Genomic DNA, 20,334 nt, shown 5'->3' with positions numbered 1-20,334 from the left:
AACCGGGTAGGCAACCGGGGAGGCAAGCGGGTGAATTGTGACCGGTCACAGAAAACACCGTCCAGGTCTGGGGGACACCCAAGGGCCGGGTCGGAGGGGCGACCGCATGATGGAGGCACTCGGGTTACCTGTTGGTAACAAACTTCCGCTGTGGAGGCAACAGTTGGGAACCCCACTTCTCCGCTTCTCCGCAAGACCCGTGCGCCGCGGGGTGCTTCGCACCCTCGGTGCGGCCCTGCTGGCCGGCGCGCTGCTGGCGGGCGGCCCTGCCGGTGCCGCGTACGCGACCGACGTGGCGGACGCGACCCCCACCGCGTCCGCCCCGTCGTCCGCCCCGTCCGCTGCCCAACTCCCGCCGGACGGTGACCAGGTGGCCTCGCCGCCGGGCGCCAACGACTGGTCCTGCCGGCCGACGGCCGCCCACCCCGAACCGGTGGTCCTGGTGCACGGCACCTTCGCCAACCGGTACGAGAACTGGCTCGCCCTCGCACCGTTGCTGAAGAGCAAGGGCTACTGCGTCTTCGCCCTCGACTACGGCATGGTGCCGGGCATCACCTCCTCCGGCAGCGGACTGCTGCTGCCGATCGGCGGGCTCGGCCCGGCCGACGAGTCGGCCGCCCAACTCGGCCGGTTCGTCGACCTGGTGCGGGCGGCGACGGGCGCCGCGAAGGTGGACATCGTCGGCCACTCGCAGGGCGGCATGCTCCCGAACTACTACCTGAAGTTCCTCGGGGGCGCGGCCAAGGTCGGCAAGGTGATCGGCCTGGCGCCGTCCAACCACGGCACCACGCTCGACGGCATCACCAACCTGGTGCCGTACTTCCCCGGGGTCGCCGACCTGATCTACACGGCCTGCAAGGCCTGCCGGGACCAGGTGGTCGACTCCGCCTTCAACCGGAGGATGGCCACCCTGCCGGACACCGTGCCGGGCGTCCGCTACACGGTGATCTCGACCGTGTACGACGAGGTGGTCACGCCGTACCGCACGCAGTTCCTCAGTGGTCCGAACGTGGACAACGTGGTGCTGCAGGACCACTGCCCGGTCACGCTCGCGGAGCACGTGGCGATCGCCTTCGCGCCGACCGCGCTGCACCTCGTCACCAACGCGCTCGACCCGGCCCACGCGACGCCGGTGTTCTGCGGCTGAGCCGCGGGAGGAACCGCCCGGCGCGAGCCGCTGCACGGGAAGTCGGCCCGTCCGACTTCCCGTGCAGTCGTGCGTCTGCCGCCGGGTGCCGCCGGGTGCCGCCGGGTGCCGCGTCAGGCGGCCGGGCCGAAGGTGACGACGGCGGTCACGCCGTCCGGCCGCAGTTCGTACGGGCCGGGGCTCTCGTGGCGGTCCGGGCCGTCGGGGCTGCCGCCGTCCAGCAGGGCGGCGTCGAAACGGGCCAGGGCCGTGCCGGCGAGCGTGGCGCTGCCGGTCAGGCAGAGCACGAGGACGGTGGCCCCGGCCGGAACGTCCACGGGAGCGGCTTCGGTGGCCAGGACCAGCCCGGCCGTGGTGCGGCCGCGCCGGGTCATCACGTTGAAGTCGACCACCGGACCGCCGAGCAGCCGGCAGTCGGTGGCCGCGTCGCCCGGGAACGCGAACGGGCGGAAGGGGGCGTCGATCCGGTGCGCGGTGCCGTCGACGGTGAGCGCCATGCCGTCCCCGTCCACCAGGGTGATCACCCGGTCGATCCCGGGGAACTCCGAGAACGGTCCGGCGGAGGCGACGTCCGCCAGGCTGACCCGCCAGTCGAAGGCGGTCGGCCCGGCCCCGGCGGGGGAGCCGGCGACCTCCCTGGTCACCCCGCCGCCGTTGAGCCACGGTGTGGCCGGGCGGTCGGCCGCCCGCAGTACCTGGATACGCCCGCTGGTCGTCATGGCGGCATCCTGCCACGCGGCGGGTCGGCGGGTCGGCGGGTCGGGGGGTCGGGGGGTCGGGGGACGGTGGGGCGGCGAGACGGTGGGCGGGTGGACGGCGGGCCGGGGCCCGGGGCGGGCCCGGTCAGCGGCCGCGGACGGTGAGAGGGAGCAGGGCGGCGAGCGTGGCGGTCACGGCGACCGTGGTGAGGGCGAACGGCAGGCCGACGGCGTCCGCCAGGAAGCCGATCACCGGGGGACCGATCAGCATGCCGCCGTAACCGAGGGTGGAGGCGAGGGCGACGCCCTGCGGGCCGCCGGTGGCGCCGGCCCGGGCGATGGCGAGCGGGAACAGGTTGGCCAGGCCCAGCCCGACCAGCACGAATCCGGTGAGGGCGAGCGGCACCGAAGGGGCGAGCGCGGCGAGCAGCATGCCGGCGGCGGCGGTGAGGCCGCCGAGGAACATCAGCCTGGTCTGGCCGAGCCGGATGGAGAGCCAGGTGCCGGCGATCCGGCCGCTGGTCATCGCGAAGGCGTACGCGGCGTACCCGGCGGCGGCAGCACCGGCACTGGCGTGGACGTCGTCGGTGAGGTGGAGGGTGGTCCAGTCCGCGACGGCGCCCTCGCCGTAGGCGGTGCAGAACGCGGTGAGGCCGAGCAGCAGCACCAGCAGCCGGGCGTGCGGCAGGCGGGAGCCTGCGGTGCCGGTGCCGGTGGTGCCCGCGGCGGCGGGCGCGGCGGCGGGCGCGGCGAGCGGTGCGGCCGGTCCGCGGAGCAGGACCACGCCCGCCGCCACGGTGACGAGCAGCCCGAGCAGGCCGCCGAGGGCGAGCGCCCAGGCCGTGCTGAGCGCGGTCGCGAACAGCCCGCCGACGCCCGCGCCGAGCAGGCCACCGAGGCTGTACCCCGCGTGGAAGCTGGGCATCACCGGGCGCCGCAGCTGCGCCACCAGCTCGACGGCGGCGCTGTTCATGGCGACGTTGGCGCCCCCGTACCCCGCGCCGAAGAGCAGCAGGACACCGCCGAGCGCCGCGACCGAGTGGGTGTGGGCGGGCAGCGGGACGGCGAGGCTCAGCAGTGCGAGCGAGGCGACCGTCACCGGCCGCGAGCCGTACCGCAGGCAGAGCCGGCCGACCACGGGCATGGTGGCGACGGCTCCGGCGGAGACGCAGAGCAGGGCCAGGCCGAGCGCACTGTGCGAGGCGCTGACCTGGCTGCGGATGTCCGGGATGCGGACCACCCAGGCGGCGAAGAGGAAGCCGTCGACGGCGAAGAACGCGGTGAGGGCGAGGCGGGCCGCGCCCCAGGGGGTGTCGGATCGGGTGGCCGTGCTGCGAGACTGGGGGAACGGCCGGTCGGCGTGGGTGTGGGAACGGATTTTGTTTCGGAGCGGCACAAAGTAACAATAGGGGCGTGCAGCTCACTCCTTCAAGTCCGCAGCCCGCAGGCCCGACGCGCGGCGCCGAGGCCGACCACGATGCGCAGCGCGACGCCCACCGCCGAGCGGCCCCCGATCGCGGCCGCACGCTGCTCGGCCCCGCGCTCTCGCTCATCCACACCGGCCAGACCCCGACCCGCTCCGCGCTCACCCGCGCGCTGGACGTCACCCGGGCCACCGCCGGCGCGGTCACCGCGGAGCTGGAGGCGCTCGGCCTGATCACCGTCGACTCCCGCCCGGCCGGCGGCGGCCGCGGCCGCCCCTCGCACCGGCTCGCCATCGACCCCGAGGGCCCGGTCGTGATCGCCGGCCAGATCCACGCGGACGGGCTGAGCGTCACCCTGGCCGGCCTCGGCGGCCTGCTCGAACCACCCGTGCACCGGCCGCTGCCCGCCGCCACCGACCCGGTCCGGATGCTGCGCGCCGTCGCCGAGACGGGCGCCGAACTGGCCCGCGCCAGCAGCCGCCGCTGCCTCGGCGCCGCGCTCGCCCTGCCCAACCCGGTGACCGAACCGGACGGCACCGCGCTCGCCGCCCTGCACTTCGCCTGGCCCAGCGGCACCCCCGTGGCCGACCTGTACGACGTCGAGGTCGGCCGCGCCGACAACGGCCCGCGCGCGTTCGATCCGCTGCCCGCCTCCATCGCCAACGACGCCAACCTCGCCGCGCTCGCCGAGTACCGGCACGGCGCCGGCCGCGGTGCCCGCCACCTGCTGCTGGTCACCTCCGGCCACCGCGGCGTCGGCGGCGCGCTGGTGATCGACGGACGGTTGCACACCGGCAGCGCCGGGCTGGCCCTGGAGGTCGGCCACCTCACCGTCGACCCGCAGGGCCGCCCCTGCCAGTGCGGCAACCGCGGCTGCCTCAACTCCGAGACCGACCCGGACGCGCTGTTCGCCGCCGCCGGACTCACCCCCGACCCGGACCGCCCGTTGCTCGACCAGGCCCGCGAGCTGTGCCACGCCGCCGCCACCGACGAGCGGGCCCGGACCGCCGTCGAGCACGTCATCGACCGGCTGGGCCTGGGGCTGGCCGGCGTCGCCAACATCCTCAACCCGGACCGGGTGGTGCTCAGCGGGCTCCACCGCGACCTGCTGGAGGCCGCGCCCGAGCGGCTGCGCGCGGTGGTCGCCGAGCGCTGCCTCTGGGGGCGCAGCGGGCGGGTGCCGATCGTCGGCGCGGAGCTCGCGCACAGCGCGCTGGCGGGCGCGGCCGAGCTGGCCTGGCGGCCGTACCTGGCGGACCCGCAGTCGGTGGCCGCGGGCTGAGCGGGCCGGGCTGAGTGGGCCGAGTGGGCGGAGCGGGCCGGGCCGAGCGGGCCGAGCGGGCTGGGCTCGGCGGACCGAGTGGACTGGGCCGAGTGGGCCGGCTGTGGCGATAAGCGGAAGCTGGGGCTTCGAAAACGGTCACTTATCGTGACTCTCATACACTCGTAGTGAGCAACCGGGGGGTTCGAGCGAGGAGAGTGACCGTGGGTACCCAGCAGAGTGCCGGGCAGCAGAGTGCCGCGCCGACCAGCGCCGCATCGGCGGGTGCGGCGCGGACGGACGCCGCGCGCACCGACGACGTGGACCGCTCCGACGCGGAGTACCGCAGCTGGCTCAAGGAGGCGGTGCGCAAGGTCCACGCGGACGCCAACCGCTCCGCCGACACCCACCTGCTGCACTTCCCGCTCCCCGCCGACTGGGGCATCGACCTCTACCTCAAGGACGAGTCCACCCACCCCACCGGCTCGCTCAAGCACCGGCTGGCCCGTTCGCTCTTCCTGTACGGGCTCTGCAACGGCTGGATCCGCCCCGGCAAGCCGGTGATCGAGGCGTCCAGCGGCTCCACGGCCGTCTCCGAGGCGTACTTCGCGCAGCTCGTCGGAGTGCCGTTCATCGCCGTGATGGCGAAGTCCACCAGCCAGGCCAAGATCGACCTGATCGAGTTCCACGGCGGCGAGTGTCATCTGGTGGAGCGGTCGGACGAGGTGTACGAGGCCTCCGCCCGGCTCGCCGAGGAGACCGGCGGCCACTACATGGACCAGTTCACCTACGCCGAGCGGGCCACCGACTGGCGCGGCAACAACAACATCGCCGAGTCGGTCTTCGCCCAGCTGCGCCTGGAGCCGCACCCCGAGCCGGCCTGGATCGTCGCGACCGCCGGGACGGGCGGCACCTCGGCGACCATCGCCCGGTACGTGCACTACATGCAGTACGACACCCGGATCTGCGTCGCCGACCCGGAGAACTCCTGCTTCTTCGACGGCTGGGTCGGCCACGACCCGGACGCGGTCTGCGAGAGCGGCTCGCGGATCGAGGGCATCGGCCGGCCGCGGATGGAGCCGAGCTTCGTGCCCGGGGCGATCGACCGGATGATGAAGGTGCCGGACGCCGCCTCGGTCGCCGCGGTGCGGGTGCTGGAGGACGTGCTCGGCAAGAAGGCCGGGGCCTCCACCGGGACGGGCCTGTGGAGCGCGCTGAGGATCGTCGCGCAGATGCGGGCGGCGGGGGAGCGCGGCAGCGTCGTCACCCTGATCTGCGACCCGGGTGACCGCTACCTCGACAAGTACTACTCCGACGACTGGCTGGCCGGCGAGCGGATCGACATCGCGCCGTTCCGGGCCCGGTTGGAGTCCTTCCTGGCCGGCGGCTCCTGGGAGGGCTGACGCCGGAAGCCCCCGCGGCGGGGCGGGGGCGGGCGGGTGCGCGCTGCGCCGGCCGGGCGGTGCGCCGGTCAGGTGGTGGGACCGGCCGGGTGGTGGGACCGGTCAGGCGGTGGGACCGGCCGGGTGGTGGGACCGGTCAGGCGGTGGGCCGGCGCTCGGTCAGGAACAGGGCGCCGGTCAGGACGACCAGCACGGCCGTCGCGCCGTGGATGCCGTAGGCGGCGGCCGCCGAGCCGTGGTGGCTCAGCACGTTGAGCGCGTCGTCCAGCGGGATCAGTGCGTCGACCAGGAGCAGCAGGCCGAGGGCGCGGCGGTGGCCGGCGGCGAGCAGGACCAGCACAGCGATGCCGGAGGCGAGATCCCGGATGCCCTTGATGTCGAAGAACGCGGCGGCCCCGCCGTGCGGCCACTCGGGCAGGCCGAAGCCGGAGACCGTGCTTCCGGGGGCGAACAGGTAGCCGATGCCGACGTAGCCGATGCCGAGGGCGAGGAGGACGGCCAGCACGGTGGCGGTGTGCTCGCGGGCCGTTCGGGCCGGGCGGGTGGTCGGGCCGGCGGCCGTGGTGCTGCTGGGCGCGGTGGTGCTGGACATGGTGGATCCCCCTTGCGGTGAACCGGAAGCTTGCGCCGCACTTTTTGCTAGCGCCGCTAGGAACTGGAACGAAGCTAGCGCGGTCGGCGCTCGGTTGTCTAGCGCTGCTAGGGTTGTTTCCATGTCCATCCAGGAGCGCCGCGAGCGCGATCGCGCCGAACGGCATCAGCTGATCATCCGGACCGCCCGCGAGCTGGCCGAGGCCGAGGGCTGGGAGGCGGTGACGACCCGTCGGCTCGCCGAACGGATCGAGTACAGCCAGCCCGTGCTCTACAGCCACTTCGCCAACAAGGACGCGATCGTGGCCGCCGTCGCCCTGGAGGGCTGCTCGGTGCTGGCCGCCGACCTGCGGGCGGTGGCGCGGAGGGCCGACGGCCCGGTCGAGGCGTTCGAGGCGGTGGCGGCGGCCTACCTGGCCTTCGGGGCCGCCAACCCGGCGCTCTACGACGCCATGTTCACCCTCGCGACGGAGCTGCCGTTCGGCCGGCCGGACTCACCCGCCCCGCTGAAGGAGGCGTTCGCCGCGCTGGCCGGCCCGATCTCCGAGGTGGCCGGCCCGGAGGAGCCGGAGCCCTTCGCCGAGATGGTCTGGGCGGCCCTGCACGGGCTGGTCACCCTCGACCGGAGCGGGCGCCTGCGCCCGGACTTCGCGGAGTACCGCCTGGCGCTCCTGGTGGAGCGGATGCTCGGGCCCGCCGCCGCCGCGGGGTAGTGACGGCCGCCCGGGCACGGCCGTCCCGCCGGCGCCGGGCACGCCCGATCGGCAGCAAGCGCCGCCGGGCGTACCGGAGTTCCGCGGCCGCGGACGGCCGTCGCCCCGCCGACGGACCTCCGGTACGCCCGGCGCCTCAGGGCAGCCGGGCGGCCGGGAGGTCGGCGGGGACGAGCAGCTGGAGCTCCTCGGTGGACGGATCGGTCAGGTGGGCGACCCGCATCGCGTGCCGCTCGACCATGGTCTCGAAGACCTGCCGCGCGGTGCGCCCGTTGCCGAAGTTGGGGCCCCGGTCCAGCCCGGCGAAGTGGTCCAGCAGCGCGCCCTCGGTGGCCTCGGCCAGCGCGTACTCGTGCTCGGCGCACTGCGCGCGGGCGATCTCCAGCAGCTCGTCCGCGGTGTAGTCGGAGAAGGTGATGGTCCGGGAGAAGCGGGACGAGACACCGGGGTTGGCGGAGAGGAAGCGCTCCATCTCGGCGGTGTAGCCGGCCACGATGACGACCACTTCGTCCCGGTGGTCCTCCATCAGTTTGACCAGGGTGTCGATCGCCTCCCGGCCGAAGTCGCGGGCGCCGTCCTCGGGCGCCAGCGCGTACGCCTCGTCGATGAACAGCACGCCGCCGCGGGCCCGGTCGAAGGCGGCGGCGGTGCGGATCGCGGTCGAGCCGATGTGCTCGCCGACCAGGTCGACCCGGGCCACCTCGACCAGGTGGCCGCGCTGCAGCACCCCGAGCGAGGCCAGGATCTCGCCGTAGAGGCGGGCCACCGTGGTCTTTCCGGTGCCCGGGGCGCCGGTGAAGACCAGGTGGCGGCGGAGCGAGGGGGCCTTCAGCCCGGCCTGGCGGCGGCGCCGGCCGACCGCGATCAGGTCGATCAGCGTCCGGACCTCCTGCTTGACGGTGGCCAGGCCGACCAGCGCGTCGAGTTCGGCCAGCGCCTCGTCGGCGGGACGGCAGTCCGGGATCGGCCCGATCGCCGCCCCGGCGGAGCCGGCCGCGCCGGCCGGGTGGACGGCGGACACGGCCACGGAGGGCGCGGTCGACGGTGCGGCCGGGGTGCTCGGCCGGGCGGTCCGCGGGGCGGGCAGCTCGGCCGCCGCCGGTGCCACGTCGTCCGAGGTGCAGCCCTCCGCCACCGGGCCGGGCTCGGAGAACTCGAAGCCGGCCCGCTCGTTCTGCTCGGCCCGGCAGCGGGTCAGCACGGTGCGGCAGCCGTCGATGATGTGGAAGCCGAAGCCCTTGCCGTGCGAGACCCGGCAGTCCTCGAAGGTGCCGCGGCCCTGCGCGGAGACGTACACGCCGGCGTCCGAGCTGGCCCGTACGGTGCAGTCGCGCAGCACCGGGTCGGCGCCCTTGGTGACGATCACCCCGGTGGCCACGTCGGAGATCTCGCAGTCGGTGAGCAGTCCGCCGCTGCCGTGGTCGCGGAACCAGAGCCCGGTGCCGGCCTCCTGGACGCGGCAGCGGCTGAGCGTCACCCCGGCGCCGCCGCTGACCGAGACGGCGGAGCTGCGGATCCTGCTGAACGAGCAGCCCTCGGCGGTCGCGGCGGAGTCGCGGTCCAGGACGAAGAGCGCGTCCGGCAGATCGTGCAGCGAGCAGTCGGTGAGGGTGAGCCTGGCGCCGTCGCTGACCCAGAGCGCCGGGTACTCGCCCGAGGAGCTGTGCAGTTCGCAGGACTCCGCGGTGGCCTCGGTGCCCTGGTCCCAGACCGAGAGCGCGCCGCGGCCGAAGTCCCGCACGGTGGTGTTGACCAGGCTGAGCCGGGCGCGGCCGCGCAGGTCGGCGCCGTTCTCCGGCAGGTCGTGCACCCGGCAGCCGGTCAGCACCAGCTCGGCCTGGCCGTCCAGGGTCAGGCCGTTGCCGGTGACCCGGTGGATCTCGCAGTCCACCAGCCGGCCGCCGGCCTGCGCGTCGGCCTGGACGCCGCTGCCGCGGATCTCGTAGATCTCGCAGCCGGTCAGCTCGGCGGCGCTGCCGGGGTCGCTGAGCAGGACGCCGGCGCCGGCCGCGTGGTGGATCCGGCAGCGTTCGAGGGCGGCGGTGGCACCGCCGAGGACGGCCAGCCCGGCCTGCCCGGCGGCGGCGACCTCGCAGTCGTCGAAGGCGGCCGCGGTGCCCTCGCCGCGCAGCCGCAGGCCGAGGCCGGCCGGGTTGGCGACGACGCAGCCGCGCAGCGTGGGCCGGGCGCCGTCGGTCACCTCCACGCCGGTGGCCGAGCGGGTCTCCACCCGGCAGCCGATGAGCGCGGGGGTGGCTTCCGGTCCGGTGACCAGCACGGCCGGGACGGAGCTGTCACTGCCCTCGATCACCAGGTCGCGGACGGTGGCCGCGGCGGTGACGGTGAGCGGCACGCCGCTCGGCGGGTCGATCCGGACGGTGCCCGGGCCCTGCGCGGGGACGATGGTGACCGGTTTGTCGAGCACCAGGTTCTCCCGGAAGGTGCCCGGTCGGATCGTCACCGTGTCGCCCGGCTCGGCGGCCGCGACGGCCTCCGCGAGCGTGTCGTACTCGCCGGCGCGGCGCCGCCAGCGGGATGCGCTGTCCTGGGTGACTCGGACCCTGTGCTCAGCCATGACGGTCTTCGTCCCACCTTCGTCGAGCCGGCGATCAGCGGGCCGTGCGCGCGGGGTGCGCGGGCCGCCCTGCGCCCACCGTAGCGCGCCCGCACGGGTGGTCCGGCCGCCCTGCACCGAGCGGGGCGGGGGGCCGTTTCGTCTTCACCACATGCTTCAACGAGCGCGCACAGCTCGGGTTCCGGACCCGCCCCCCGGCGGGTGGCGGCCGCGGGCGGCGCCCACGGGTCAGACCAGCTCGTTCGCCGGCCAGTGCGCGCCGTCCGCGAGGACTTCGACCTCGTCCCCGGTGCGGAGCGTGCCGAGCACGTCGCCCCGGGCGCCGGCCGGCCGCTCGGGGATCAGGTTCTGCCCGAACGAGGCCTTCCTCAGCAGCCGGTGGTGCCGGGCCAGGGCGCGCAGCGGCTCGGGGCCGCGGCGTTCGCCGCTCTCCTGGTCGGTGGTGGTGATCACGCACCGGCCGCAGGGCTTGACCACCTTGAAGGTCAGCTCGCCGATCCGGATCCGCCGCCAGCCGTCCTCGGCCCACGGCTCGGCCCCGCCGACGACCACGTTCGGGCGGAACCGCGTCATCGGCAGCGTCTCGTGGCCCTCCGGGTGCTCCTCGGCGATCAGCGCGTTGAGCGCGTCCAGTGAGGCGGTGGTGGCGAGCAGCAGCGGGAATCCGTCGGCCATCGAGACGGTGTCGCCGGGCTCGGAGAACTTCGGGTCGACGGGGCGGGCGCGCGGGTCGTCCAGGTGCACCAGGCGGTAGTCGCCGAGGTGTTCGGCGATCCAGCCCTGGGCCTTCTCGGCCGCCTCGGCGGCGCGGAAGCGGGTGCCCCAGACCTCGACCTCGGCGAGCGGGTCGCCGGTGGCCGTACCGGGGGCCGGGATCTCGATCCGGGAGCCGCCGGGGGCGGTGAGGGTGAGCGTGCCGTCGTCGGCGAGGCCGGTGCGGATCAGGCCGAGGGCGGGGTTCTCGCGCTGGGTGACGAAGCGTCCGGTGCTGTCGGCCAGCATCCAGCGGCGGTCGCCGGCCAGGCCCCACGGCTCGACCCGGGCGGTTGCGGGGCTCAGGCGGTACATGGACTTGACGGGGTAGACGTGGAGGCCGGTGAGCTGCATCCCCCCATCCTGCCAGCAGCGGGCGCCGCGACGGCGGGCGCGTTTGCCGGCGCCGGGCCCCGTACGCGCACGGACCGCCCGGACGCCGTGGGGGTGGCGGTCCGGGCGGTCCGTGGATGACCCGTTTCTCCGTACGCCCGGAGCGCGGTCGCGCCCGGGTGGTGCTCAGGTGGTGCGGGTTCGGGCCGGGTGGGGCCGGCCCGGGGTGTCAGTAGCCCTGGCCCTGCGGCTGGTAGCCCTGCTGGAACTGGCCGGGCTCGCCGTACGGGCCCGGGCGCTGCGGCTGCATCGGACGGATCGGGGCCACCGGGGAGACGGCCGGGCGGAGCCCGGCGCCGCCGAAGCCCTGGTCGCCGCCCTGGCCGGGGAAGCCGGCCGGGCTGGAGCCGCCGAACGACTGCTGGCCGCCGAAGCTCTGCGGACCGCCCTGCGGCTGGCCGGCCGACGGCTGCGGGCCGCCGAAGGAGCCCTGGCCGCCCAGCGGCTGCGCGCCGAAGGTCTGCTGGCCGCCCTGGCCGGCGCCGACGAAGGTGTTCTGGCCGCCGAAGCTCTGGCCGCCGGAGGGCTGGTAGCCGCCGCCGGTGGTCTGCGAGAAGCCGGGGGCGGGGGCCTGTGGACGCTGGCCGGGGGCGTACGGCTGCGGGCCGCCGTACCCGGGGACGGGCGGCTGGGCCGCGGAGGCGTACGCCGGTGCGGGCTGCGCCGGGATGTACGCCGTGGAGGGGCCGGCGGAGGGGCCGCTGCTCGGGCCGGGGCCCAGGGCGAGGCGGGCGGGCGGCAGCGCGGGGAGGTTGCTGCCGGGGGTGTCGTACCCACCGCCGTACCGGTTGTCGTAGGACGGGCCGAGGCCGGATCCGTAACCGGACGACAGTGCCGGCGGCAGGGCGGCCGGCACGTTGATGGGCGCGATCTGCGGGACACCGCGCTCTGCGACGAGGGAGTCGTAGATGGGCGTGCCGGAGGAGAAAGACGGAGAGGGGTAGCCGACTCCGTCGTAGGAGCGGGGCGAGGTCATGGGGCATACGGTAAGCCCACAATGCGCCTGCTGAGGAGAGTGGGAGGCCGAGCAGTTCGAGTGTTTACACAGTCTTCGCTCGCACAAAGGGCTCGAAAGTAGTAACAACGGACATTCTGGCGACGACTTCCGGCCAGCTCCGGGTGGGGTCGGAGCCTCGAACGGGGCCCGGACGGGGCCCCTCGGAGCCGGTGCGGTGACGGGGCGGTGGACGGTTCGGGGTCCGGCGAAGAAACTTTTGTGGGCAGGGCGTGCGCTGGCGCATTCGAGCCCCCGCCGACGGACGGGCGGGGGCTCGTGAATGTTTCGGGGATAAAATTCGCGTGAGGGCTGGTCAGCGGCCCGAAGCCCGAGGTCAGCGACCCGGGCCGGCCGGACCGCGGCACTCGGCGGGGCCGGTGCCGGGGCTCCTCCGCGGCCCCGGGCTCAGTGGGTCGCGAGCGGCTGCTGCGGCCCCGCGGCCTGCGCCGGGAAGCCCGGCCGGCCCGCCACCTCGGAGGTGCAGAAGGAGCAGCGCACCGCCGCCGCCGGGATCGGGCTCAGGCACTCCGGGCAGTCCGCCTTGGCCACCGGGGCCGGCTTGGCACCGTCCAGTCGGGTCTGCAGCCTGCCGACCGGCACCACCACGATGAAGTAGATCACCGCCGCCACCAGCACGAAGCTGATCAGCGCGTTCACGAACACGCCGTACGGGAACCGGGTGCCGGCCACGGCGAAGGTCTTCTGGGTGAAGTCGCCGACCGCGCCGGTGGCGACCCCGATCAGCGGGGTGAGGAAGGCGGTGACGAACCCGGTGACGACGGCGGTGAAGGCCGCGCCGATGACGATGCCGACCGCGAGGTCGACGACGTTTCCGCGCAGCAGGAAGCTGCGGAATCCCTTGAGCACCGGGTGACTCCAAATCCGTTCGGGGAAAAGTCAGATGGGACCACGGGCCCCGGCCGGACATCCTGCCGACCTGCGGTGCCCGCGGTCCAACCGCGTTCACCCGAACCGCGTAACCGGGCAGGTTCCGGTCAGGCGGAGCGCAGACGCTCCGCGTACGGCTGGATCCGGGCTACCGCGGCGGCGATCCGGCGCACCACGGGCGCGTCCATCTGCGACCAGAGCGGCACGGTGAGCACCGAGCCGGACAGCCGGTCGGTGACCGGCAGCGCATCGGCCTGGCCGAGGTGGGCGTAGGCGCGCTGGCGCTGCACGGGCGGGTGGAAGTAGCGGCGCGAGTCGATGCCCTCGGCCCGCAGCGCGTCGCCGAGTTGGCGCGCGGTGAGGCCGAAGGCATCGGAGTCCAGGATCAGGGTGAGGTCCTTGAAGGTGGAGGTGTCGCCCTTCTCCGGCAGGGCCAGCCGCAGGCCGGGCAGGCCGGCCGTCCCGGCGGCGAACTCGGCCACCAGCGAGCTCCGGTGAGCCACTCGTTCGGGGAGCCCGGCCAGCCAGTTCAGGCCGACGGCGGCGTGCAGCTCGCTCATCCGCGCGTTCAGGCCGGGGAAGAGCGTGTCGTAGTCGCCCGGGTTGCCGTAGTCGCGGGCGATGCGCAGCCGGCGGGCGAGGTCGGCGTCCCGGGTGGCGACCAGGCCTCCCTCACCGGCCACCGCGACCTTGGTCGGGCTCATCGAGAACACCTCGGCGTAGCCGAAGGTGCCGACCGGCACCCCGCGGCGGGTGCTGCCGAAGCCGTGCGCCGAGTCGTAGACCAGCGGCACCCCGGCCGCGTCGGCGACCTCCTGGAGCCGTTCGACCTGGCAGGGCGTGCCGTAGACGTGGGTGGCCATCAGGGCGGCCGGCCGGTCGGCGGCGGCCAGCCGGGCGGCGGCGTCCTCGGGGTCGAGGGTGATGTCCTCCTCGCGGGCCTCGGCGAACACCGGGGTGCCGCCGGCCCAGTGGGCGGCGTGCGCGGTGGCGGAGAAGGTGAAGCCGGGCATCACCACCGGGCGCCCGCCCTCCACCCCGGCGGCCTGGAGCACCAGCATCAGGCCGGCCGTGCAGTTGGAGAGGGCCACCACGTGCGGCACGTCCAGCAGTTCGGCGGCGGCCTCCTCCAGCTCGGCGACGGTGCGGCCGTTGGTCAGCTGCCCGCTGTCCAGGACGGTGCCGAGCCGCTCCAGCAGCGCGGCGCGGTCGGGGACCTGCACCCGGGTGAGCGGGAGTCCGTCCGGGAACGCGGGCGTACCGCCGAGGGCGGCGGGCAGGGCAAGGGTGTCGGTGGTCATGGTGTGGCTGATCCCCCCTGGGACGGTGACTGGGTCTCGGAGTGGCTCGTGGCCGGGTGCGGGTGCGGGTGCGGGTGCGGGTGCGGGTGCTGGTGCTGGTGCGGGTCCGGGGCTGCGTGCGCGTGCGGAGGCGGCTTCGCGAACGGGGCCGCGTACGGGTGTGGGGCCGGTGCCGGGTACGGGTGCGGCCGGTCGTCGGGCGGCCGGCGGCGCCCGCCCCACTGCCCCGGGGTGACCCGCCAGACCGGGGGCGGCCGCCGCCCGGCCGGTCCGCGGGCGGTGCCGGCCGCCGGGACGACCAGCAGCACCAGCACCAGCGGCAGCACCTGGACGCGCTCGCGCGACAGGATCCCCATGTTGTTGATGGTCGAGAAGGCCCAGCAGAACAGCAGGGTGTAGACGGCGGTGAAGGCGACGTACGAGCGCTGCACGAACAGCCGGGGCAGCCGGCTCAGCTGCGGCCAGTTGCGGATGAACATCACCAGCAGCGCGAAGCACTCCACCGACTGGATCAGGTTCTGGATGTTGGACGCCTCGAACGGGAAGGGCCGGAACAGCACGCTGACCACGGCGACCGGCAGCCCCGCCGGGTTGAGGCTGAACCTGGGCGCGGCGTCCTCGGGCGCGGTCGCGTTGATCATCGAGTTGCCCTGGCTGGTGCGCCGGGAGGTCTCCGAGAGCACCTGGTTGACGGCGTCGCCGCCGGTGCCGTCGGTGCCGAAGAAGGCGGAGACCTGCTGCAGCATCAGGACCGCCATCGCCCCCAGCACCACGGCGGTCAGAATGGTGCGCAGCGGCCCCAGCGCACCGGCCTGCTGCGGGCGCTTGCGCAGCACGTACGCGACCATCAGCCCGGCGCCGGCGAGCGCGGTGACGTGCGGGCGGACCATCGCGGTGCCGAGCGAGCCGAGCGCGATGCAGGCGAAGGCGCCGAACCGGCGGTCCAGCAGACGGGCCGTGCCGTAGGTGGTCAGGCCCAGGCAGAACATCATCCAGGCGTCCTTGCCGATGCTGGAGGGCCAGAACAGCAGCGAGGGCAGGAAGAAGACCAGCTTGGCGTACTTGCGGGTGTCGGCCTCGGGGAAGGCGATCTGCAGCGCCCGCCAGAACAGCAGCAGGCCCCAGAAGCCCAGCCAGGAGAAGACCAGGAAACCGCCGATCAGCGACGGCCCGGTGATCGCGTACACCACGCCGGTGACGATGATGACGAAGCCGGTGCCGGCGACCTTCATCCCGAGGTCGTAGTGGACGCCGGCGAACAGGTCGGCCCCGTCGAGGTAGGCGGCGAGCTCGCTGCCCTTCTGGTGGTACATCTTGGCGTCGGCCGCGCCGCCGTAGAGCACGAAGGCCATCAGGTAACGGGGGAAGGCGCAGAGCAGCTTGGCCGTCATGGCCAGCATGAGCAGGCGGAACACGTCCCGTTCGGGGTTGGCGGCGGCGATCCGGGCCAGCAGCGGCGTGCCGAGCGCCATCAGCGCCGGGAGGATCAGCAGCGCGCCCCAGGTGTCGTACGAGGTGTGCACCGTGGCGAGCACGAAGACGGTGACGTAGCCGGTCACCAGCACCGCGGCGAGGGCGGACGGCCAGGGCAGGCGCGCCAGGGCGGCCCGGGCGGCCCTGGCCGGGTGCGCGGCGGGGCGCGGGGCCGGCTGCGGGGCGGCCCGGCCCGGGTGGAGCACGCCCCGGGCCGCCGGGGCCGGCCGGGCCATCAGAAGACCTCCAGGTCACCGAGGCTGAACCGCCAGTCGGCCAGGGCGGCGCCGGGGCCGCCGGTGGCGCCGCCGGTGGTGCGGGCGGCGAGGGTCATCCCGGTGCGCGGTGCGCGCAGGTAGCCGGTGCGCAGGGCGGCGGCGGCCGCCTCGGTGCCGGGGGAGAGGTGGGTGGCGACGTGGTCGCAGCCGGACTCGCGGGCGGCGGCGCGCAGCAGCCGGGCCGCGCTGTCCCGGTCGCCGGGGCGGACCAGCACGTCGGCGAGGGTGAACTCGGCCAGCGGGCCGCGCCGCCGGGGCCGGCCGACGGCCAGGCCGGTCAGTTCGCCGCCGCGGTGGCAGGTGAGGACGCGGTAGTCCAGGCCGGGGGCGCGGCCGTAGCGCCAGCGCAGGAACTCCGGCGTGCGGCGGACGCCGAGCCGCGGGTCGGCGGCGTCGGCGCCGGCCCGTTCGCCGAGCAGCTCGGCCAGCGGGCCGTCCGCCGGCTGGTGCTCGAACCAGTCACCGGCGGTGGGCAGGTGGCAGACCGGCGGTGCGGCCGGGCCGGCCGGGCGGCGGGCCAGTGCGGCGCGCACCCCGCGGGCGAACGCCGCGGGGCGGACCGCCCGCACCGCCACCGGGACCTGCCCGAGCTCCTGCCAGCCCATCGTCCGGTAGCCGGGCAGGCTGTTGCCGTTCGGCGTGTTGAACACCAACTCGGCCTCGTCCGCGACCTCTTCGAGCAGGTCCAGGGTGAGCCGGCGGAAGATGCCGCGCCCCCGGAAGTCCGGATGGGTGGCGGTGTCCACCGGCCGGAATGCGCGGACTGTGCGGCCGGTGGAGCCCTCGCGCCACTGCCAGCGCAGGAAGAGCCGGACGCCCGCGAGTCGCCCGTCCGGGGCCTCGGCGACCAGGCCGGGGCTGGCGCCGAACGGGTTCTCCCGGTGCTTCCAGGTGAAGAAGTCGGCGGTACGGGTGCCGGTCGGGCCGCCGGCCAGCGAGGCGCTCAGGAGGCCGAGCACCGCCGGGAGGTCGTCGTCCCTGAGCGGGCGGTAGGTCGGCGCGGCGGGGGCGGGGGTGGGCAGGGCACTCACGTCCGGACTCGCACTCATTTCGGTGGTAGGGCCTCCGGGGAGGCGGTGGGCGCGGGGGTCAGTGCCGCCTCAGTGCCGCAAAACCTGCTCGTACACCGCCTCGACGGCCCGCTGGGCGCCCGCCACGTCGAAGCGCTTCGCCCGTTCCCGGGCCGCTGCGCCGAGGCGCGCCCGGAGGGCTTCGTCCCCGGCCAGCCGGCCCAGGGCCCCGGCGAGCGCGACCGGGTCGCCGGGCTCGACCAGCAGGCCCTGCCCGTCGTCGTCCAGCACCTCCGGCATGCCGCCGACCCGGGTGACGACGGAGGGCAGTCCGCTGGTCATCGCCTCCATCAGGGCCACCGGAAGCCCCTCCTGACGGGAGCTCAGCGTGAAGACGTCCAGGCCGGGGAGAAGCAGCGGGACGTCGGAGCGCGAACCGGCGAGGAGCACGCTGTCGGTGATCCCCAGTTCGGCCGCCCGGGAGCGCAGTTGCGCCTCCAGCGGCCCGGCCCCGACCAGCACCAGCCGCGCCCCGGGGTGCCGGCGCAGCAGCGCGGCGTGGGCGGCGAGCAGGGTGGCCTGGTCCTTCTTCGGCGTCAGGTTGCCGACCGTGCCGATCACGAACGCGTCCGCCGGGAGGCCGAGTTCGGCGCGGGCGGCGGCGCGGGCGGCGGGCCCCTGCGGGGCGCCGGCCAGGTCGGGGCCGTGGTGCACCACGTGCACCCAGTCGCCGGGGCGGCGCCGGGCGGCGGGGATGGTCCGTCCGACGGCGTGCGAGACGGCGATCACCGCGTCGTTGCGCCGGTAGGTCAGTGCGTTGGCCCAGCGGGTGGCCGGGCGGTAGCGCTCCCAGACGTTGTGCTCGGTGTGCACCAGGCGCGGTGATCCGGCGGTGGGTGCCAGCAGCCGGGCGGCGACGGCGGGGACCGGCATGTGGGTGTGCACCAGGCCGTAGCGGCGGTCGGCGAGCAGCCGGCGCAGCCGCAGCGGCCAGCGCGGGTCGGCCCGGCCGGGGGTGCCCGGGCCCGATGCGCCCGGGCCGGGGGTGCCCGCGCCGGCGCCCTTCGCCGGGGCGCCGAGGCAGTGCACCCGGACGCCGGCCTCGACGAGCGCCGGCGCCAGCGCGTCCTTCCACGGCAGCACATAGGCGACCTCGACCTCGTACCGCGAACGGTCGGCGTGGCGGGCGCAGTTGACCAGCAGCTGTTCGGCGCCGCCGCGGCCGAGGCCCTTGGCCAGCCAGAGCACCCGGACGGGCGCGCTCACCGCTCCTCCGCCTCGCGCAGCAGGGCGGCCTCGCCGTGGTCGTCGGCCTCGGAGCCGGCCCGGTACACGGGGCCGTCCCGGTACCCGCGGCCGGCGTCCGGTTGCTCCGCTCCGCCCTTGTCCGCTCCGGTGCTGTTCGGTTCGGTGCCGTTCGCTCCGGTGCTGTACGGTCCCGGGCTGCCCGTGGCCGCGCCGTCCGGCCGCGTGCCGTTGGCGCCGCGGCGGGCCCAGCTGGGGGCCGGCCGCCCCGGGCCACCGCCGTCGGCGGTTGCGGAGGCGGCTGCGGACCCGGGCACGGAGCCGGGGGCGGGGTCGGTCGGACGGCCCGCCGACCGGCTCGCCGCCCGGTCCGTCGGCCGCTCCGATGCGGGTGCCGCCGGGCGCGGCAGGGCGGCCTGGCCGGAGCGACCGCCCGGGGCCGCGGTGCCGCTGCCGGTCGTACCCCGCCGCCGCCGGCCGGGCGGGCCGTAGGTACCGAGCAGGGCCACACCGGCCACCGGCACACCGGTCCGGGAGAGCAACTCCGCCACCCGGTCCGCCTGTTCGGGGGTGACGTTGCCGCTGCGCACGGTGACGAGCACCGCGTCGGCGTGCTGCACCAGGTCGTAGGCGTCATTGGCGTGCAGCAGCGGCGAGGTGTCGACCAGGATCACGTCGGCGTACCGGCGGGCCCGGTGCAGCACCTCGGCGGCCCGCAGCACCAGCGCGGCCGGGTAGGCGGTGGTGTTCCCGCCGGTGACCAGCGAGACCCCCGCGACGTTGGTCGGCCGGATCAACTCGTCCAGCTCGCCCAGCTGTTCGCCGCTGAGCAGCTCGGCCATGCCGGGTCCGCCGCCGACCCCGAGGTGGCTGTGCAGCTGCGGGTGGCGGAAGTCGCAGTCCAGTACCAGGACGTCCCGGCCGGTCTCGGCGAGCGCGGCGGCCAGGTTGGCGACGGTGGTGCTCCGGCCGTCGCCGCTGCTGCCGGAGGCGACCAGCACCACCGGTGCGGGGTGGGCGGGCCGGCGCTGCGCGGTGCCGCCGGCCTGCCGGTCGGGGTGCCCGGGGGCGGGCAGCGCGAGCGCGTCGGGGCCGGTGAGCAGCAGGGTGGAGCGCAGCGAGCGGTACGCCTCGGCGGCCGGGTCGGACGGCCGGGCGCGCACCAGCGGTTCGCGCAACCGTCGCAGGCGGCGCGAGAGTTGCGGCACCTCGCCGATCACCGGCAGGTTGAACGCCTCCTCCACCGCGTTGCGGGTGCGCAGCCGGGTGTCCATCCGGCTGAGCATCAGTGCCGCGACGACACCGAGCCCGAGACCGAGTGCCACGGCCAGGCCCAGCCGGACGCTGCGGGTGGGGGAGGAGAGGAGGTTGCTCGAACCCTGGCGCGCGTCGATGCTGCCCCACTGCTGGATGGCGTCGGTCTGGGCGCCGTTCTGCAGCTTGCTGATCGCGGTGAGGGTCGCGGTCAGTGAGGTGGACGCGGCGGTCAGCTTGGGCTGGAGCTTCGGCTGGTCGCCCGCCGAGGAGCGGTTGAACTGCTGCTGGATGTCGTCCAGCGCCTTCTGCTGCGCGTCGGCCTGGGCCTGGAGCCTCTTGACGGTCTCGGCGGCGCTCTTGGCGGACTCCTCGCCGAAGCCCTTGATGATCGCGGCCGAGTAGGCGGCCGCCAGGTCGGAGCAGGACTGCTGGGTCGGCCCGATGGTGGCGATCGACAGCATCTGCGCGCTGTCGGCGGTCACGGTGCGGCGGGCGATCACCGTCGCGACGTCGCCGATGCCGAGCTGCCGGGCCGCGGCCGTCGCGACGTCCGAGCCCTGCGCGTAGGAGAGCACCTGGTCGGCCCGCACGGTGTCGCCGGCCCCCGCGACCGGCGTGATGGCGACCTTGCACTTCCATTTGGCGTTGTCCACGGTGTCACCGGCCGGGGTGAGCAGCCAGCCGACGACGAGTGCGGCGAGCGTGCAGCCGACGAGCAGCCGCCAGTACCGCCGCAGGACGGTGAAGTGGTTTGCCGGTTCCACCGGTTGGATCCCCTCGCGTTCGTGGTGCGGTGGTGCTGTGGGACTCCCGGCCGGGGGTGGCCCGTGCGGGAGCGCGGCGGTCCGGGTGCTGCCGGCCGTGCCGGGCCGGGGCGACTGCTAGCCGTGCCGGGCGCCCGGCACGATGGAATCCCTCGGTCGATGT

General features: G+C 75.3%; 16 protein-coding genes. 4 read left to right on the top strand and 12 right to left on the bottom strand.

Annotated features, from left to right (window positions below):
• Window positions 1–163 precede the first annotated feature (163 nt).
• Window positions 164–1,147: an esterase/lipase family protein gene (locus OH807_RS08575; RefSeq protein WP_406195910.1), complete on the top strand. Its 984-nt coding sequence runs from the start codon at window positions 164–166 to the stop codon at window positions 1,145–1,147.
• Window positions 1,148–1,260: 113 nt separating this feature from the next.
• On the opposite strand, the gene OH807_RS08570 is transcribed toward OH807_RS08575, so the two are convergent.
• Together OH807_RS08570 and OH807_RS08565 are read right to left on the bottom strand one after the other, a co-directional pair.
• The gene (locus OH807_RS08570; protein ID WP_406195908.1) at window positions 1,261–1,866 is read right to left on the bottom strand and encodes a HutD family protein; all 606 of its coding nucleotides are present in this window, start codon (window positions 1,864–1,866) and stop codon (window positions 1,261–1,263) included.
• A gap of 124 nt (window positions 1,867–1,990) precedes the next feature.
• A complete protein-coding gene (locus OH807_RS08565; protein WP_406195905.1) occupies window positions 1,991–3,241 on the bottom strand; it encodes an MFS transporter in 1,251 nt (416 codons plus the stop codon).
• A gap of 131 nt (window positions 3,242–3,372) precedes the next feature.
• On the opposite strand from OH807_RS08565, the gene OH807_RS08560 reads away from it, so the two are divergent.
• Window positions 3,373–4,551, top strand: coding sequence for an ROK family protein (locus OH807_RS08560; protein WP_406210807.1), 1,179 nt, complete (start codon window positions 3,373–3,375; stop codon window positions 4,549–4,551).
• 299 nt (window positions 4,552–4,850) lie between these two features.
• Complete coding sequence (locus OH807_RS08555) at window positions 4,851–5,933, top strand: PLP-dependent cysteine synthase family protein (protein ID WP_406210805.1); 1,083 nt, start codon at window positions 4,851–4,853, stop codon at window positions 5,931–5,933.
• Between the two features lie 136 nt (window positions 5,934–6,069).
• Here the strand turns inward: OH807_RS08555 and OH807_RS08550 are convergent, their stop codons facing one another.
• Window positions 6,070–6,525, bottom strand: coding sequence for a DUF4267 domain-containing protein (locus OH807_RS08550; protein ID WP_406195903.1), 456 nt, complete (start codon window positions 6,523–6,525; stop codon window positions 6,070–6,072).
• Between the two features lie 121 nt (window positions 6,526–6,646).
• On the opposite strand from OH807_RS08550, the gene OH807_RS08545 reads away from it, so the two are divergent.
• The gene (locus OH807_RS08545; RefSeq protein ID WP_406195901.1) at window positions 6,647–7,237 is read left to right on the top strand and encodes a TetR/AcrR family transcriptional regulator; all 591 of its coding nucleotides are present in this window, start codon (window positions 6,647–6,649) and stop codon (window positions 7,235–7,237) included.
• Between the two features lie 136 nt (window positions 7,238–7,373).
• On the opposite strand, the gene OH807_RS08540 is transcribed toward OH807_RS08545, so the two are convergent.
• The 9 genes from OH807_RS08540 to OH807_RS08500 all read right to left on the bottom strand — a co-directional run bounded on the left by OH807_RS08540 (window position 7,374) and on the right by OH807_RS08500 (window position 20,171).
• Window positions 7,374–9,812 carry a right-handed parallel beta-helix repeat-containing protein gene (locus OH807_RS08540; RefSeq protein ID WP_406195898.1) on the bottom strand — a complete coding sequence of 813 codons (2,439 nt, stop codon included), beginning with the start codon at window positions 9,810–9,812 and terminating at the stop codon, window positions 7,374–7,376.
• Between the two features lie 228 nt (window positions 9,813–10,040).
• Entirely contained in the window at window positions 10,041–10,919 is an 879-nt protein-coding gene (locus OH807_RS08535; RefSeq protein ID WP_406195896.1) for an MOSC domain-containing protein, read from the bottom strand.
• 208 nt (window positions 10,920–11,127) lie between these two features.
• Complete coding sequence (locus OH807_RS08530; protein ID WP_406195894.1) at window positions 11,128–11,934, bottom strand: DUF6643 family protein; 807 nt, start codon at window positions 11,932–11,934, stop codon at window positions 11,128–11,130.
• Between the two features lie 426 nt (window positions 11,935–12,360).
• Entirely contained in the window at window positions 12,361–12,822 is a 462-nt protein-coding gene (gene mscL / locus OH807_RS08525; protein ID WP_406195891.1) for a large conductance mechanosensitive channel protein MscL, read from the bottom strand.
• Window positions 12,823–12,950: 128 nt separating this feature from the next.
• Window positions 12,951–14,144: a DegT/DnrJ/EryC1/StrS family aminotransferase gene (locus OH807_RS08520; protein ID WP_406195889.1), complete on the bottom strand. Its 1,194-nt coding sequence runs from the start codon at window positions 14,142–14,144 to the stop codon at window positions 12,951–12,953.
• On the bottom strand, window positions 14,141–15,853 hold the full coding sequence (locus OH807_RS08515; RefSeq protein ID WP_406195887.1) for a hypothetical protein: 1,713 nt from the start codon (window positions 15,851–15,853) through the stop codon (window positions 14,141–14,143). Before OH807_RS08515 ends, OH807_RS08520 begins: the two co-directional genes overlap by 4 nt.
• Window positions 15,853–16,926: a GNAT family N-acetyltransferase gene (locus OH807_RS08510; protein ID WP_406195885.1), complete on the bottom strand. Its 1,074-nt coding sequence runs from the start codon at window positions 16,924–16,926 to the stop codon at window positions 15,853–15,855. The genes OH807_RS08515 and OH807_RS08510 overlap by 1 nt, the downstream gene beginning before the upstream one ends.
• A gap of 69 nt (window positions 16,927–16,995) precedes the next feature.
• Window positions 16,996–18,171: a glycosyltransferase gene (locus OH807_RS08505; protein ID WP_406195883.1), complete on the bottom strand. Its 1,176-nt coding sequence runs from the start codon at window positions 18,169–18,171 to the stop codon at window positions 16,996–16,998.
• Window positions 18,168–20,171 carry a P-loop NTPase gene (locus tag OH807_RS08500; RefSeq protein ID WP_406195881.1) on the bottom strand — a complete coding sequence of 668 codons (2,004 nt, stop codon included), beginning with the start codon at window positions 20,169–20,171 and terminating at the stop codon, window positions 18,168–18,170. Before OH807_RS08500 ends, OH807_RS08505 begins: the two co-directional genes overlap by 4 nt.
• Window positions 20,172–20,334 lie beyond the last annotated feature (163 nt).

It is taken from the genome of Kitasatospora sp. NBC_01560 (assembly GCF_045208415.1).
In the GTDB taxonomy this organism is placed as follows: Bacteria; Actinomycetota; Actinomycetes; order Streptomycetales; family Streptomycetaceae; genus Kitasatospora.
The sequence above is the reverse complement of the archived record's forward strand: the minus strand, read 5'-3'. Positions and strand labels throughout refer to the sequence as shown.

Bases quoted from the DNA above. Each gene is read 5' to 3' on its own strand.
- OH807_RS08550 (WP_406195903.1), bottom strand. From the start codon at position 6,525: ATGTCCAGCACCACCGCGCCCAGCAGCACCACGGCCGCCGGCCCGACC.
- OH807_RS08535 (WP_406195896.1), bottom strand. From the start codon at position 10,919: ATGCAGCTCACCGGCCTCCACGTCTACCCCGTCAAGTCCATGTACCGC.
- OH807_RS08515 (WP_406195887.1), bottom strand. From the start codon at position 15,853: ATGGCCCGGCCGGCCCCGGCGGCCCGGGGCGTGCTCCACCCGGGCCGG.
- OH807_RS08540 (WP_406195898.1), bottom strand. From the start codon at position 9,812: ATGGCTGAGCACAGGGTCCGAGTCACCCAGGACAGCGCATCCCGCTGG.
- OH807_RS08530 (WP_406195894.1), bottom strand. From the start codon at position 11,934: ATGACCTCGCCCCGCTCCTACGACGGAGTCGGCTACCCCTCTCCGTCT.
- OH807_RS08570 (WP_406195908.1), bottom strand. From the start codon at position 1,866: ATGACGACCAGCGGGCGTATCCAGGTACTGCGGGCGGCCGACCGCCCG.
- OH807_RS08545 (WP_406195901.1), top strand. From the start codon at position 6,647: ATGTCCATCCAGGAGCGCCGCGAGCGCGATCGCGCCGAACGGCATCAG.
- OH807_RS08520 (WP_406195889.1), bottom strand. From the start codon at position 14,144: ATGACCACCGACACCCTTGCCCTGCCCGCCGCCCTCGGCGGTACGCCC.